The organism is Brevundimonas viscosa (assembly GCF_900116065.1).
Classification (GTDB): domain Bacteria; phylum Pseudomonadota; class Alphaproteobacteria; order Caulobacterales; family Caulobacteraceae; genus Brevundimonas; species Brevundimonas viscosa.
This window is the reverse complement of sequence record NZ_FOZV01000005.1, coordinates 224,022-238,124: the sequence shown is the minus strand read 5'-3', so window position 1 is coordinate 238,124 and position 14,103 is coordinate 224,022. Positions and strand designations below refer to the sequence as shown.

Sequence of the window (14,103 nt, the reverse complement as noted above, 5' to 3'; positions counted from 1 at the left end):
CTCGGGGCAACCGTGGCCGTGGGGAGGCGTTACGACGCCGGAGGGATCGCATGAAGAAGCTTCTGATCGGGCTTGCGCTGGCGGCCATCGTCGCAGTGGCCGCGGCGTGGGCCGCCGCGCCGGTGCTGGCGGCCCAGGGGCTGATCCGCGCCGCCAAGGCCGGGGACGCCCGCAAGCTGGAGGCGCTGGTGGACTTCCCCTCCCTGCGCCAGAGCCTGAAGGAAGAGCTCAACGCCGAGCTTGTGGCTCGCATGCGGCGCGATCCTGACATCGCCGGCAGTGATCTCGGCGGCCTTGGCCTGATGCTGGCCCCGATGCTGCTGTCGGGCGCCGTGGACACCCTGGTGACGCCGGAGATGGTGGCCGAGATGGTCGTCACCGCCGAGGCTCCCGACCCGACCCAGCCGCCGGAACGGGAGCCGGGCGACGCCCGCGACAGCGACGACATCCACCAGTCGTGGGGTTATCGCGACCTGAACCACTTCGCGGTCACGCTGACGGATCGCGACCGGCCGGACCAGCAACTGGCCCTGATCCTCGAACGCCGCGGCCTGTTCGCGTGGAAGCTGGCCGCGGTTGATATCGAGAGCGGAAACTAGCCGGCCAGCGCCGCCCGCACCGCCGCCAGACCCGCCTCGGCCTTCGAGCCGTCCGGAGCGCCGCCCTGGGCGAAGTCGGGCTTGCCGCCGGCGCCCTGGCCGCCCATGGCCAGCACCGCCGCCTTGGCGAGGTCGGCGGCGTTGACCTTGCCGGCCATGTCCGAGGTGGCGGCGACGGTGACCGCCGCCTTGCCCTCGGCGACGCCGATCAGGGCCACTACGCCCGAACCGACCTGCTTGCGAAAGTCCTCGGCCACGCCGCGCAGCTCCTTGCCGCCGACGCCGTCCAGCACCCGCGCGATCAGCTTGACCCCGCCGATGTCCTCGGGCGCCGCGACACCGCCGGCGCCGCCGCCGAGGGCCAGCTGCTTCTTCAGCTCGGCGACCTGCTTCTCGAGCGCCTTGACCGAACCGGTCAGGGCCTCGACCCGGGCCGGGACGTCGCCGGGCTGGACCTTGAAGCCCTGCGCCAGGCGTCGGGCGACGTTGGCCTGGGCCAGCAGGTGCTGACGGGCGGCCTCGCCGGTGAGGGCCTCGATGCGGCGCACGCCGGCGGCGATGCCGCTCTCCGAGACGATCCTGAACAGGGCGATGTCGCCGGTGCGGCCCACGTGGGTGCCGCCGCACAGTTCGACCGAATAGTCGCCCTCGCCGGCCAGCGCCTTGCCGAGGGTGAGGACGCGGACCTCGTCGCCGTACTTTTCGCCGAACAGGGCCATGGCCCCGGCCTCGATCGCGGCCTGCGGCGCCATCAGCTTCGTCTCGGCGGGCAGGTTCTGGCGAACGATCGCGTTCACCTCGTCCTCGATGGCGGCGATCTCATCGTCGGTCAGCGGGGCGTTGTGGCTGAAGTCGAAGCGGATGCGCTCGGCGTCGACCATCTGGCCCTTCTGGGCCACGTGGGCGCCCAGCACGTTGCGGAGGGCGGCGTGCAGCAGGTGGGTGGCCGAGTGGTTGGCGCGGGTGGTCAGCCGCGCCTGCGGATCGACATGCAGTCCGACCCGGGCGCCGATCTCGAGGACGCCCGAGGTCACCTCGAGCCGGTGGGCGAAGAGGTCGCCGCCGTGCTTCTGGACGTCCAGCACGGTCGCCGCGCCCGTCTGGCCGGAAGCGTCGGTCCATTCGATCTCGCCGCGATCACCGGCCTGGCCGCCGCCCTCGCCGTAGAAGGGGGTGCGATCGAAGACGACCTCGGCCGTGTGGCCGGTCTCGACCCGGTCCACCGCGTGCCCCTCGTGGATCAGCGCCAGCACCTCGCCCGTGTCGTCCACCGCCTCGTAGCCGGTGAACACCGTCGGCCCGAGGCGGTCGCGCAGCGCCAGCCACTCGCCGGCGTTGGCGCTCTGACCGGAGCCCTTCCAGTTGGCCTTGCCGCGCTCGCGCTGCTCGGCCATGGCCGTCTCGAAGCCGTCGACGTCGACGTTGAAGCCGCGGCGTCTGGCCTCGTCCTGGGTCAGGTCGAGCGGGAAGCCATAGGTGTCGTAGAGGGTGAAGGCGGTCTGGCCGGTGATGATCCCGCCCTGCGGCAGGTCGCGGGTGGCGTCCTCGAGCAGGCCCATGCCGCGGCCCAGGGTGGTGCGGAAGCGGATCTCCTCCTGCTTCAGCGTGTCCTCGATGAAGGCCTGGGCGCGCTTCAGCTCGGGATAGGCCTCGCCCATCTCGGTGACCAGCGCGGGGACCAGCCGGTGCATCAGCGGGTCAGAGGCGCCCAGCAGGTGGGCGTGGCGCATGGCGCGGCGCATGATCCGGCGCAGCACATAGCCGCGGCCCTCGTTGGAGGGGGTGACGCCGTCGGCGATCAGGAAGGACGAGCTGCGCAGGTGGTCGGCGATGACCCGGTGGCTGGGCGCGCGGTCGCCCTCAGCCTTGGTCGAGGTGGCGTCCTCCGAGGCGGCGATCAGGGCCTTGAACAGGTCGACGTCATAGTTGGAGTGGACGCCCTGCAGCACGGCGGCGATGCGCTCCAGACCCATGCCGGTGTCGACCGAGGGTCTGGGAAGGGAGCGGACGATCTCGTCGTTCTCCTTCTCGAACTGCATGAAGACGTTGTTCCAGATCTCGACGAAGCGGTCGCCGTCCTCGTTCGGCGAGCCCGGAGGGCCGCCGGGGATGTGCTCGCCGTGGTCCCAGAAGATTTCGGTGCAGGGGCCGCAGGGGCCGGAGTCGCCCATGGCCCAGAAGTTGTCGCTGCCGGCGATGCGGACGATCTTGTGGTCGGGGAAGCCGGCGACCTTCTTCCAGATGTCGAAGGCTTCGTCGTCGTCAATGTAGACGGTGACCATCAGCCGGTCGGGATCGAGGCCGAATTCCTTGGTGACCAGGGCCCACGCGCGCTCGATGGCGTGTTCCTTGAAGTAGTCGCCGAAGGAGAAATTCCCCAGCATCTCAAAGAAGGTGTGGTGACGAGCGGTGTAGCCGACGTTGTCGAGATCGTTGTGCTTGCCGCCGGCGCGGACGCACTTCTGCGAGCTGGCGGCGCGGCGGTACGGCGGGGTGGCGGCGCCGGTGAAGTAGTCCTTGAACGGCACCATGCCGGCGTTGACGAACAGCAGGGTCGGGTCGTTCTGGGGGACCAGCGGGGCGGACTGCACCTTCTCGTGGCCGTCGGCGGCGAAGAAGTCGAGGAAGGTGGAGCGGATCTGGTTCAGGCTGGCCATGGTTCGTCGCGGACGCTTCAGGGGAGGCTGCGTCCATATAGGGGTTTCGCCGCGAACGCATCACCCCTGGGGGCGGCGTCAGCGTCGGGGCGCCAGGCGGGCGGCGGTGAAGGCGAGGGCGAGGCCGAACAGGGCGTGGGCGAGGAGGCCGAGGCCGATCATCTCCGGCGGCGGGCCCGGCCGGTCCGGAGCGAGCGACAGCGGCACGACGACGGCGTTCATCACCCCGTAGACGAACAGGCCGAAGGTCAGGCCGGAGACCAGGGGACGGCGCAGCAGCACCGGGGCGGGGCCGGCGGCCGCCAGGTACAGGCCGGCGAAGCCGATCGAGATCAGGAAGTGGGCGGCGAGGCCGATCGCTGCGCTGGCAAGGCCGCCCTCGAAGGCTGCCGTCCCCTGCAGCCCGCTGGCCACGGACTGGAGGATGCGCGCGGGCGATGCCGGGCGGTAGATGACGAAGGCGGCGAGGATGTCGACCGCGCCAGCGGCGAGCCCTGCGAGCAGGACGGCGCGGGCGGTCGAGGTCGAGCGGCGGGCCATGGCTGTCTCCCTTGCGGGAGCGAGCCTAGCGCCGTCGCCGGACGCTTGCCATACGGCTCAGCTTTCCTCCTCGTGGACCACGTCGTCGACGTGCTCGTCCTCGTCTTCCTCCTCGTCCGGACCGTCGCCGTCGTAAGCGTCGGAGGGGGCGGCGTCGTCATCGTCCTCGTCGTCGAGAAGGTCGGCGAGGGCGTCGATGATGGCGTCGAGCTGTTCCGGTGAGGCCTCGACGGCGATCGAGGCGCCGCCGTCGCCCTCGATCTCGATCAGGTAGCCGTCGGGGGTCTCCGAGAGGGTGAACTGGCTGAGGGACTGGACGTCGGCCATGGCGGATCTCCGGCTTGAACAGGCAGGCAACCCGCGAGTTCGGCTTTGGTTCGCCTGCGAAAAAAGGCCGCCCGACGGGTGGGTCGGGCGGCCGCTCCGTCCGGCCCGGCCCGGCGGGGTCGGATGGCGGGTCGGCGGACCCGGCCGGAGAAGTACACACTGAACAATTTCGAGTGCACATCGTGCACTTTCGTCGGGAAGACCTGACGTCAGCCCTCGAGATCCTGACCCTCGTCCGGCTCGGGCGTACCCAGCAGCTCGTCGGCGATCTTGTTGGTCGAGGCGCGCACCGCCTTCTCGATCGAGGCGGCGATGTCCGGATTGGCCTTGAGGAAGGCGCGCACGTTTTCGCGCCCCTGGCCGATGCGCTGGCTGTCGTAGCTGAACCAGCTGCCCGACTTCTCGATGATCCCCGCCTTGACGCCGAGGTCGATGATCTCGCCGATCTTGGAGATGCCCTCGCCGTACATGATGTCGAAGATCACCTCGCGGAAAGGCGGGGCGACCTTGTTCTTGACCACCTTCACCCGGGTGGTGTTGCCGACCACCTCGTCGCGGTCCTTGATCGCGCCGGTGCGGCGGATGTCGAGGCGCACCGAGGCGTAGAACTTCAGCGCGTTGCCGCCGGTCGTGGTCTCCGGCGAGCCGTACATCACCCCGATCTTGTGACGGATCTGGTTGATGAACAGGACGATGCACTTCGACTTCGAGATCGAGGCGGTCAGCTTGCGCAGCGCCTGGCTCATCAACCTGGCCTGAAGCCCGGGCAGGCTGTCGCCCATCTCGCCCTCGATCTCGGCGCGGGGGGTCAAGGCGGCGACGGAGTCGACCACCACGATGTCCACGGCGCCCGAGCGCACCAGGGTGTCGACGATCTCCAGCGCCTGCTCGCCGGCGTCGGGCTGCGACACCAGAAGGTCGTCGAGGTTGACGCCCAGCTTCTGGGCGTAGACCGGATCGAGCGCGTGCTCGGCGTCGACGAAGGCGGCGGTGCCGCCCTTCTTCTGGACCTCGGCCACGGTGTGCAGGGCCAGCGTGGTCTTGCCCGAGGACTCGGGACCGAACACCTCGATCACCCGGCCGACCGGCAGGCCGCCGATGCCGAGGGCCATGTCGAGGCCCAGCGAACCGGTCGAGACGCTCTCGATCTCGGCGACCACCCCGGCCTTGCCGAGCTTCATCACCGAACCCTTGCCGAAGGCGCGGTCGATCTGGGCGATCGCCGCCTCGAGCGCGCGTTGCTTGTCGCCGTCTTCCTTGCCCACCAGTTTCAAAGCCGCCTGTGCCATCGCCTTTGTCTCCCTTGCCATGATTCCCATCTGGTTTCGGGAGAGACCCGCCCGGACCCGCCCCCTCGTTTCGTGAGCGGGACTATGTGCACGGTTTGTTCCGGTTGCCAATATGTTCTTTTCGGCGCGTTGAGAGGCTACGACCGAATTTGACGTATCTCCTTCAGGCGTCCGCCGCCGCCGGCAGGCTCATCGGCTCCACGAACCGGCCCGCGACCGCAGCCGACGAACCGAGGACCAGGATGGCGGCGGCGATGATCAGCAAGGAGCGCCGCAGACCGACGCCGGGCTCCAGCGGCCGAAGCAGCATGGCCGCCAGCAGGGCCAAGAGGGCGAGCGCGCCGGGGAGGTCCATGCCGACTCCGAGGAAGACCGGATGCCCCAGGCTGATCAACCAGCCGACGCCGAGGATGGCGGTCAGGGCGACCGGCGCCCGTGACGGCCAGCGGGTCAGGCCGGGGTCGAGGGCCGCGGCGAGGGCGGCCGCCGCGGCCGCCAGCAGACCGGGCCAGAGGAAGAGGAAGGCGGTGGCGGGGGCGGCCGCCTGCGCCGCGACGCCCAGGACGAGGACCAAGGCGATGAGGCCGGTCCAGCCGCCCCAGGTCGAGCGGGGCGACAGGCCCGGGAAGGCCGAGAGCCCGGCGGCGACTCCGGCGGCGCCGGCCAGCACCGGGTCGAAGCCGCCGTAGACCATCGCCGCGACCGCGACGACCGCCACCGCGACCACCATCCAGCGCCGGTCCAGCCGGCCGCGGCCGCCGATCAGCACGAGGACGAGGGCGAGCAGGGCCGCCGCGACGCCGGCCTCCAGCCAGGGCAGGCGGGCCAGCAGGACGTAGTAGGCGTCGGCGCTCTCGGCCCGGGCCGCCATCGGCCCGCCCAAGAGCCGCACGGCCTGGGCGAGGACGAGGCCGGTGGAGAGGAACCACAGCCCGTCGACGGCGCCGCGGCCGATGTCGCCCGGGGTCAGGCCGGCGCGTGAGCGGGCGCGCCAGGCGGCGAAGCCGAACAGGAGCGCCGCGCCGACGAACAGGCCCCAGCCCAGCGCCGGCGGATGGGCGATCACGATCCGGCCGAACAGGTCGGCGTAGACGGCGTCGGTGGTTCGGGCGGGCAGATCCGGCGCGCGCAGCAGGACGTCGGCGGCCTCCAGCGCCTGGGAGCCGATGTGCTGGACGCTGCTGGGATCGAGCGCTTCGGGGGTCGAGACGGCGGCGTGGTACTGCTCCGGGCGCCCGATGAAGGCGAGGTTCAGCCCCTGCACGCCGCGATCGCGCGGGACGGTGAAGTCGGTGCCGTTTGGCATCATCTCGTAGACGAACACGGCCAGCGAGTTGGAGGTGACGCCGCCGTCGACGCGGCCGGCGACGCGGGCGAGCAGGTCGATGGTCTGGGCGTTGCCGCGGCCGGTCTCGAACATCATGGCGCGGCCGCCGCCGCCCCGGGCCTCGAGGTTGACCACGGCGCCGATGCGGTCGCGAAGGGGATGGCCGCCCCAGAAGATGCGGGCGCCGTCCAGTCCGATCTCCTCGGCGTCGGTGAACAGGACGACGAGGGTGCGGTCGGCCGCCCCGCGGCCGCGGATGGCGCGCACCGCCTCCAGCACCGCCGCCACCCCGGCCGAGTCGTCGGCGGCCCCGGCCGACATCGGCACCGTGTCGTAGTGGGCCATCAGGGCCACGGCGGGGAGGTCGGGGTTTCGCCCGGGCAGGACGCCGATCAGGTTGACCGCCCGGTAGCCGGCCGCCGCCGGGTCGCCGCCCATCTGGCGCAGGTAGCGGGCCGCGCCGCGCGAGATCGGGCCCGTCTGGGTCGAGGTCTCCAGACCCAGCCGCTCCAAGCGGCTGAGGAGGAAGGCCTGGACGCGGGCGTGCTCGGCCGAGCCCAGCGGGTGGGGCGCGCGGGCGATCTCGTTCACATCGGCGAGCGCGCGCGCGGCCGAGAAGGCGGAAGGCGGCGCGTCGGCCGGGGCGGGGCGTGGAACCTGCAGCGCCAGCACGGCCAGCAGAAGCGCGAGCGCCAGCGATCCCGTCAGCCACACAAGCCGCATCGGACACCCTCCCCGGTGAGGCGGCCACGCTAGCCGCTGCCGGCGCGAACGTCACCTCCCGCGGGCGAGGCACCGTGAACGTGAGGCGACCGCCGGAACGAGGTCGCGGCTCCGCTCATTGGGACAACTCCAACCCTAAAAGGAGAGCCCCATGAGCACCCCCAACGACCGCGCCGTCCACGTCCTGAACAGCCTGATCGAGACGACGCTGGACAGCGCCCACGGCTATCGCAAGGCGGCGGAAGGCGCGGACAATCCCGAGTTCAAGGCCATGTTCAGCGAGCGCGCCGGCAAGCGCGAGGAGCTGTCGCGTCGACTGCAGCAGGAGGTGCGCAGCTTCGGCGGCGAGCCCGAGGACGACCAGTCGCTGATGGGCCGCATCCACAACAAGTTCGCCGAGATGCGCGGCGACCTGATGGGCCGCGACGACCAGGGCGTGATCGACGAGGTCGAGCGCGGCGAGGATGTGATCAAGGCCAAGTTCGAGGCGGCGACGCGCGACGACGACCTGCCCGAGCCGGCCCGCCAGCTGGTCATGACCGAGTACGCCTCGATCAAGTCGGACCACGATACCATCAGCGCGCTGAAGCACCGGATGCATTGATTGGGGACCTGACGGTCAGGCGGTCGTTCCTGCGGGGGCGACCGCTTCGGCCGGGCGGGTGCGCTTGCCGTCGCCCGGCGCGGGAGGAAGGGGCCGCCGAGGCGCCGTCAGGCCATGCCCTCACCGCCGGCGTTTCGCCCTGCAGAGGTCGCACCATTCCACGTCGGCCCGATCCGGATGCGACCGCCACCGGTGCCGTCTGCACGAAATCTGCCGGATCCAGATCCGAAACCAACGCATACTGACCACCCTGTGTGAGCGGACTCATCGCCGCACGGCGGCGGAACGGAAAAGCCCTGCCCGCAGCGGGCAGGGCTTCCAATCTGCGATTCGACTGGTGTCAGTCGCTTTCGCTGTCGTCGTCGGTGGCGACGACGATGCCGGCCACGATGATGGCGGCGCCGACGGCCAGCACCGCGAGCGGAACGCCCGCGAACTCGCTGGCTTCGCCAGCATCAACCCCGACGCGGTCGCCGACACGGGCAGCCGCCGAGTTGTTGGCCGCCGCCGCCTGGCCGGCGACGAGCAGAAGACCTGCGGCCAAGGCCGAGACAACCTTCTTCATGATAACCCCTCTCAAAGACATTTCAGCGCCAAAGACGCCTGCGGCATCGCTTGCACAAATAGGTGAAGAAGTCACGACGATCCGGGCGGCGGCGCCAGAAGTTTCGGCGGCCATGCAGCGCCGGCTTCACCGTCGCATCAGGCCGCTTCGAGCAGGGACGCGTCCGGCGTGGCGGCGCTGATCACGCCGATCGGCCGTTCGCCGCGGTACACCTCGACCCGCCGGGCGGCAGGCCACGCATGGGCGATCTCCGACGCCGCCCGCAGGGCGGCGGCGTCGTCGACGGCGTCGAGCACGCACAGGTCGGCGACCGGCTCGTCCGGCGTCACGACGATACAGAAGTAGGAGTCGAAGGTCTGGCTCATGGGAGCCGGAGAACTACCGTCGCGCGAAGTCGTTCCTGTGACGGACTCCCGACAAACGTGCGTCAGGCGGCCCGCTTCAGCACAGTGGGCGACTTGACGAACAGGCCTTGGCGTCCGGAGACCGGACGGAACGCGAGGCTGTCGGCGCCGATCCGCTCGCCGGCGCCGAGGAACAGGCAGCCGTCGTCGACCAGCCGGCGCTCCAGCTGGTCGAGGACCTGGCCGCGAACGCCCGCGTCCATGTCGTCGAGCACGTGGCGGCAGAAGATCAGGTCGAAGCGGGGCTCGTCCGCGGTGGGCGGCGTCAGGAGGTTGGCGCGGGTGAAATGAGCGAGAGCGCGCAGTTCCGCCCTGGCGATCCAGGCGTCCTCGGCCTGGTCGAACCAGCGGAGCATGGTCTGGGCTTTCAGCCCTCGCTGGATCTCGAAGCCGGTGTAGGCGCCGGTGCGGGCCTTCTCCAGCGCACGCTGCGACAGATCGGTCGCGACGATCTCGACGGCGGCGCCGATCTCCAGCGCGGCCATGCCGATGGACCAGACCTCCTGTCCGGTCGAGCAGCCCGCCGACCAGATGCGGATCGGCTTTCCAGCCCGGGCCCGGACCAGGGCCGGAAGCAGTTCTCCCGAGAGGGTGTCGAACGTGCCCCGGTCGCGCCGGAACCAGGTGTCGGGGTTGAGCAGGGCCTCGATCACGGCCCAGCCAAGGCTGGCGACCGGTCTCGCCCACAGGGCCGCCAGCATGGCCTCGACGGTCTCGAAGCCCTCGCGCCGGGCCACCGGGCCGAGGCGATGCTCGGCAAGCTTCATCCGGTCGCGAGTCAGCCGGTAGCCCGCGCGCGTGGCCATCAACGACTGGAGGCGATCGAAATCCTCGGGCGACATGAGGTCAGACGGCTCCCACCTCTGCGAATTTGGAGCTCAAGATCTCCCCGTCGAACGGCTTCATCACATAGTCGTCCGCCCCGGCCGACAGCGCCTCGGCGATTCGCTCGGCGCGCGTCTCGATGGTGCAGAACAGCACCTTGGGGCGATCGCCGCCCGGCAGGGCGCGCAGGCGGCGCAGGAAGGTCAGGCCGTCCATCACCGGCATCGACCAGTCGAGCAGGACGACATCCGGCATGACGGCCGCGCAGAAGGTCAGGGCCTCCGAACCGTCGGCGGCCTCGTCGACCTCGAACTTCAGCCCCTCGACGATGCGGCGGGCGACCTTGCGGATGATCCGGCTGTCGTCGACGATCAGACAGGTCCTTGGGGTCACCGGCTTTTTCCGTGAACTCAGACTGCGCGACGCCCGTCCCGCGCACCGCTACATGATCGGCGCGAGCCGGTTAACGAGTCCTTGGGAAGCGGGCTTAAGCCTCAGTTAGGCATCCGGGCGAGGAGCGCCACACGACCCTCCTCCACGTTGACCTCGAGGGCGCCGCCCGCATCCGCGACCGTCAGCCATAGCCAGTAGGGCTGGATCCACTGACCCGGCAGCCCTTCCGTGAGCGGGCGACCGGCCAGCCCGGCCGTCGCTTCCGGCTTGAGACGGGCGCGCGGACCCTCGGCCAGGCCTTCGATCACGAGTGCGTCAGCCTCGCGCCGGGCGGCCGCCACTGCGGCGCCGCCGGAGGGCAGGGCGGCCATGGCCAGATAGGCGAGATTGACGAGGGCGCGGGCCTCGGCGCGGGAAAAGGTCTCGTCGGCGACGCGCCAGTGGAGGGTGGCCCGACCGCCTTCGGTGAGGCCCGCCACCAGCGCGCCCAGCTCGCCCCCCGAAAAGCGCTCCGCCGAGGTCGAGGCGCCGAAGGCCACGCGGGCGAAGGCGACAAGCGCGATCATCTTCCTCGCGCTCGACTCGATCAGCCCCATGGCGTCGTCCCGCATGTCCTGGGCCGTCGGGTCCTTCAGAAGGTCGAGACCCGAGCCGATGGCTCCGGCGGGGCTGATGAAGTCGTGGCACAGCTTGCCGGCGACGAGGGCGGCGAGCGCCTGGCCGTCAGGCAGGTCGAAAGCGGAGGCGGCGTCGGTCATCGGGTCTTCGCGGTCACAGGTCGGGTCGCGCCGGACGCTGCCCTGATTTGCCGGTTCTTCAAACCGTCCGGATGTTCTATCGCAGCCGCATGCGTAACCGATTGTCCGAAGATCTCGCCTCCGGCGTCCTCGCCGAGGCGTTGGCCGACATCGCCGAGGAGGCGGCCGCGGTCATCCTGCCGTTCTGGCGCACCGATGTCGTCGCCACCACCAAGGCCGACGACAGCCCCGTCACCCTCGCCGACCAGCAGGCCGAGGCGCTGATCCTGGCGCGCCTCGCCGAGCGCTGGCCGGACATCCCGGCGGTGGCCGAGGAGGCGGTGGCGGAACACGGGGCTCCGGAGCGCCCTGGCGAGTGGTTCTGGCTGGTCGATCCGCTGGACGGCACCCGCGGCTTTGTGCAGGGGCGCGAGAGCTTCACGGTCAACATCGGCCTGATCCGGGACGACGCGCCGGTGGCCGGGGTGGTCACGGCGCCGGCGACCCGAACGACCTGGCGCAGTGGTGCGTCAGGGGGAGGGGCCTTCCGCCGCCGCTTCGGCGATCCGTGGCAGGCCGTCCGGGTCCGCGAGCGGCCGGCGGCTCCGGTGGCGCTGCTCAGCCACAGCATGACGGACGAGGAGGCGGGGCGCCTGGCCGGAAGGCACGGCTGCACCGCCTGGCAGGGCACGGATTCCTCGCTGAAGTTCTGCCTGATCGCCGAAGGCCGCTTCGACGCCTATCCGCGCTCGGGGCCGACCTCGGAGTGGGACACGGCGGCCGGGCAGGCGGTGCTGGAGGCGGCCGGGGGCCGGGTCATGGCCGAGGACGGCCAGCCGCTCCGCTACGGCAAGCCCGGCTGGCTGAACGGCGGCTTCGTGGCGCTGGGCGGCTAAACCGGACCGGATATCGCGGAAACGACGCTCGCCGCTCGCCCGGCCAGCGCAGCGGCGCCGAATTCCCGGGCTGTCTCCATGGCCTCCGTCAGCATCAGGCCGACGGCCTTCGGCTCGGCCCCGGTCAGCCGTGACCGGGCGAGGGCGATGCGGGCCATGGCGATCTGGTCGGCGGCCCAGTCCAGCGGCTGCAGCGGCTCGGCCGCCGTCAGGCGGCGGCGCACGGTGTCTTCCAGGGCGGAGAGGGCGTTGAGGTCGCCCACGGCCTCGGCCAGCGCCGTCTCGGCGGCGAGGCGTCGCTCCCGCGCCAGGGCGCCGAGCAGCAGGCCGGGCTGGCGGCCGAGGGCCTCGGCCTGACGGAGGCTGCCCAAGGCGGGGGCTTCGTCGGTCCGGGCGAGGAGGACGGCCAGCCAGTCCAGCGGGCTGTGATCGGGGGTGAACTGGTCTGCGGCGGCTTCGAACAGGGCGCGCCCCTGAAGGGCGGCGGCCTCATTCTTCGCCAGGGCGGCGAGCGCCGCCATGCCGGCGCCGGCCATGGCCAGGGCGCGGGCGCGGGTCAGCGGCCGCTGGTCGGGCGAGGCGCTCTCGATCAGCGCGCGCAGGTCGCGTCCGGCCTGGTCCAGCAGCCGTGGATCGCGCCGCGCAACCCCGGCTTCCAGCCCGAGGGCGGCGCGCTCAAGGCGCAGTTCGTCGCCGGCCGCCGGCGGCAGCCGGCCCGCCCCGTGAAGGGCGGCGTCCAGCAGGGCGGCGGCGTCCAGCAGCGCCCGGGTCTCGCCGCACAGGCGGGCGCGGCGGGCGCTCAGCCGGGCGTGCAGGCTGGCGGCGGCGCAGCGGGTCGTCGGCCGCTCCGCGGTCAGCGCCTGGACGTCGGCCAGGGCGGCGGTGAGCGACGCCGGCCCCCCGAACAGATCGAAGCGCAGCAGGTGGATCTCGCCCGACTCGATCGCCACCGCGGCGGTCTGGTCGGGGCAGGTGGTATGGCGCGCCGCGTCGGAGGCCGCCGCGGCGGCGTGGTCGAGACTGGCTTTCGAACCGGTACGCCGGGCATGCTCGCGCCACAGCGCCGAGGCGCGCATCCAGCCGTCGAAGGGGCGGGCGCAGGACACGCGGCCGGCGTCGACCGCCTCGCGCCGCGCCTCCATCTGCACGAGTTCGGCGCCGACGAGTTCCAGCCAGCCGAGATCCTCGCTTTCGCGGGCGTTCTCGAAGAGCTTCCTCAGATCCCTGCCGAATTCGAACATGCGCAGCCGTGCTCCGGTCGTCCCGCTTCGGGACGAACGCGTCATCCCCGGCAGGTCAGGAGCAAACGCAGCGCCGCGCCGCAGGTTCGATCTGGCGGAGCGTCGGCTCAACCCAGCCGGGGCGTGCGGTCGCGACAGCGTCCGAGTTCGGCCACGGCGCGGGCATCCCTTGCGGTCAGGTCGCGAACGGCGCGGATGCGAGCGCGCGTCTGGTCGGCCTCCGCGGCCGCCGGCGTGCGGCCCGACGCCTGGGCGACCTGGATCGCGGTCAGCGACCAGTACAGGGCGGCGTCGAACAGCAGACGCCCCTCGCGGCTCTCGCCGCCTTCCAGCTCGGAGGCCGCCTGGGTCAGTCCGGCGCAGCGGACCACCGCGTCGTAGGACAGGATCGGCTCGGCGGTCTGGCCGCCGACCAGCGACGTCATGGCCATGAGGGCTGCCGCGATCATCGTATCCTCCGGGACGCCCCGCCCTTCGCGCGCAGAGAAACATGCTCCGCGGGCGAGGGAAAGCTGGCGCGCGAGTCGACAGGGTGAAGATGTCGGTAACCCTGTCCGCCTAGGGTGGTCGCCGCACAGGGGGAAAAGATGGACCTCAGCCACCGCATCGACGAGGCCAAGCGCCGGGTTTTCATGACGATCCGCGACGGCGCCACCGGCCCGGCGGTCGTTCGCTACATTGCGGGGCTGGCCGCCGAGCGCCCGGAACTGGCGGGTTGGGACTGGGTCCAGGACGTGCGCGAAAGCAGCGGCGAGGTCGACAACGCCGACATCCAGGCGGCGGCGGACATCTTTGGCCGAACCGGTCCCTGCTGGACCGTCTTCGTCAGCCACGACCCAAATCTGCGCCTCTGGTGCCGGGTCATGGACGCCCTGTTCGACGGCCGCCGCCACCTCGCGGCCGCCACGCCCGAGGCGGCCGCGGCCATGCTCGAGAGCCTGCGCGCCGAGACCAGTCTCGCCGTAGCCTGAGGCGG

16 protein-coding genes are annotated in these 14,103 nt (G+C 71.5%); 4 read left to right on the top strand and 12 right to left on the bottom strand.

The features are described 5' to 3' along the window. Positions 1-50: 50 nt before the first annotated feature. A complete protein-coding gene (locus BM333_RS11340) occupies positions 51-599 on the top strand; it encodes a DUF2939 domain-containing protein (protein ID WP_092311417.1) in 549 nt (182 codons plus the stop codon). Here the strand turns inward: BM333_RS11340 and alaS are convergent. The 5 genes from alaS to BM333_RS11315 form a co-directional block, all read right to left on the bottom strand. Next, positions 596-3,256, bottom strand: coding sequence for an alanine--tRNA ligase (gene alaS, locus BM333_RS11335; protein ID WP_092311414.1), 2,661 nt, complete (start codon positions 3,254-3,256; stop codon positions 596-598). The genes BM333_RS11340 and alaS overlap by 4 nt on opposite strands. 78 nt (positions 3,257-3,334) lie before the next feature. Next, positions 3,335-3,796 (bottom strand): hypothetical protein, encoded by a 462-nt coding sequence (locus BM333_RS11330; RefSeq protein ID WP_092311411.1) that lies wholly within the window; start codon positions 3,794-3,796, stop codon positions 3,335-3,337. Between the two features lie 57 nt (positions 3,797-3,853). Beyond that, a complete protein-coding gene (locus BM333_RS11325; RefSeq protein ID WP_092311408.1) occupies positions 3,854-4,123 on the bottom strand; it encodes a hypothetical protein in 270 nt (89 codons plus the stop codon). Between the two features lie 209 nt (positions 4,124-4,332). Then, the gene (recA, locus tag BM333_RS11320; protein ID WP_092311405.1) at positions 4,333-5,412 is read right to left on the bottom strand and encodes a recombinase RecA; all 1,080 of its coding nucleotides are present in this window, start codon (positions 5,410-5,412) and stop codon (positions 4,333-4,335) included. 163 nt (positions 5,413-5,575) lie between these two features. Next, the gene (locus tag BM333_RS11315) at positions 5,576-7,462 is read right to left on the bottom strand and encodes a M20/M25/M40 family metallo-hydrolase (RefSeq protein WP_092311402.1); all 1,887 of its coding nucleotides are present in this window, start codon (positions 7,460-7,462) and stop codon (positions 5,576-5,578) included. A gap of 151 nt (positions 7,463-7,613) precedes the next feature. On the opposite strand from BM333_RS11315, the gene BM333_RS11310 reads away from it, so the two are divergent. After that, positions 7,614-8,066 carry a PA2169 family four-helix-bundle protein gene (locus BM333_RS11310; RefSeq protein ID WP_092311399.1) on the top strand — a complete coding sequence of 151 codons (453 nt, stop codon included), beginning with the start codon at positions 7,614-7,616 and terminating at the stop codon, positions 8,064-8,066. 340 nt (positions 8,067-8,406) lie between these two features. Here BM333_RS11310 and BM333_RS11305 read toward each other — a convergent pair whose 3' ends face one another. The 5 genes from BM333_RS11305 to chpT all read right to left on the bottom strand — a co-directional run bounded on the left by BM333_RS11305 (position 8,407) and on the right by chpT (position 11,011). Beyond that, on the bottom strand, positions 8,407-8,745 hold the full coding sequence (locus BM333_RS11305; RefSeq protein WP_143105813.1) for a hypothetical protein: 339 nt from the start codon (positions 8,743-8,745) through the stop codon (positions 8,407-8,409). Positions 8,746-8,768: 23 nt separating this feature from the next. Beyond that, the gene (locus BM333_RS11300) at positions 8,769-8,996 is read right to left on the bottom strand and encodes a hypothetical protein (RefSeq protein WP_092311393.1); all 228 of its coding nucleotides are present in this window, start codon (positions 8,994-8,996) and stop codon (positions 8,769-8,771) included. Between the two features lie 62 nt (positions 8,997-9,058). Beyond that, complete coding sequence (locus BM333_RS11295) at positions 9,059-9,877, bottom strand: CheR family methyltransferase (RefSeq protein ID WP_092311390.1); 819 nt, start codon at positions 9,875-9,877, stop codon at positions 9,059-9,061. A gap of 4 nt (positions 9,878-9,881) precedes the next feature. Then, complete coding sequence (locus tag BM333_RS11290) at positions 9,882-10,253, bottom strand: response regulator (RefSeq protein ID WP_092311387.1); 372 nt, start codon at positions 10,251-10,253, stop codon at positions 9,882-9,884. Between the two features lie 101 nt (positions 10,254-10,354). Beyond that, entirely contained in the window at positions 10,355-11,011 is a 657-nt protein-coding gene (gene chpT, locus BM333_RS11285) for a histidine phosphotransferase ChpT (RefSeq protein ID WP_092311383.1), read from the bottom strand. An 89-nt stretch (positions 11,012-11,100) separates the two neighbouring features. Between chpT and cysQ the strand changes: the two genes are divergently transcribed. After that, a complete protein-coding gene (gene cysQ / locus BM333_RS11280; RefSeq protein ID WP_092311585.1) occupies positions 11,101-11,886 on the top strand; it encodes a 3'(2'),5'-bisphosphate nucleotidase CysQ in 786 nt (261 codons plus the stop codon). Here cysQ and BM333_RS11275 read toward each other — a convergent pair. Beyond that, positions 11,883-13,127 (bottom strand): hypothetical protein, encoded by a 1,245-nt coding sequence (locus tag BM333_RS11275; RefSeq protein WP_092311380.1) that lies wholly within the window; start codon positions 13,125-13,127, stop codon positions 11,883-11,885. The genes cysQ and BM333_RS11275 overlap by 4 nt on opposite strands. A gap of 107 nt (positions 13,128-13,234) precedes the next feature. Next, a complete protein-coding gene (locus tag BM333_RS11270) occupies positions 13,235-13,576 on the bottom strand; it encodes a hypothetical protein (protein WP_092311377.1) in 342 nt (113 codons plus the stop codon). A 138-nt stretch (positions 13,577-13,714) separates the two neighbouring features. On the opposite strand from BM333_RS11270, the gene BM333_RS11265 reads away from it, so the two are divergent. Next, positions 13,715-14,098 carry a hypothetical protein gene (locus BM333_RS11265; RefSeq protein WP_092311374.1) on the top strand — a complete coding sequence of 128 codons (384 nt, stop codon included), beginning with the start codon at positions 13,715-13,717 and terminating at the stop codon, positions 14,096-14,098. The last annotated feature ends 5 nt before the right edge of the window (positions 14,099-14,103 follow it).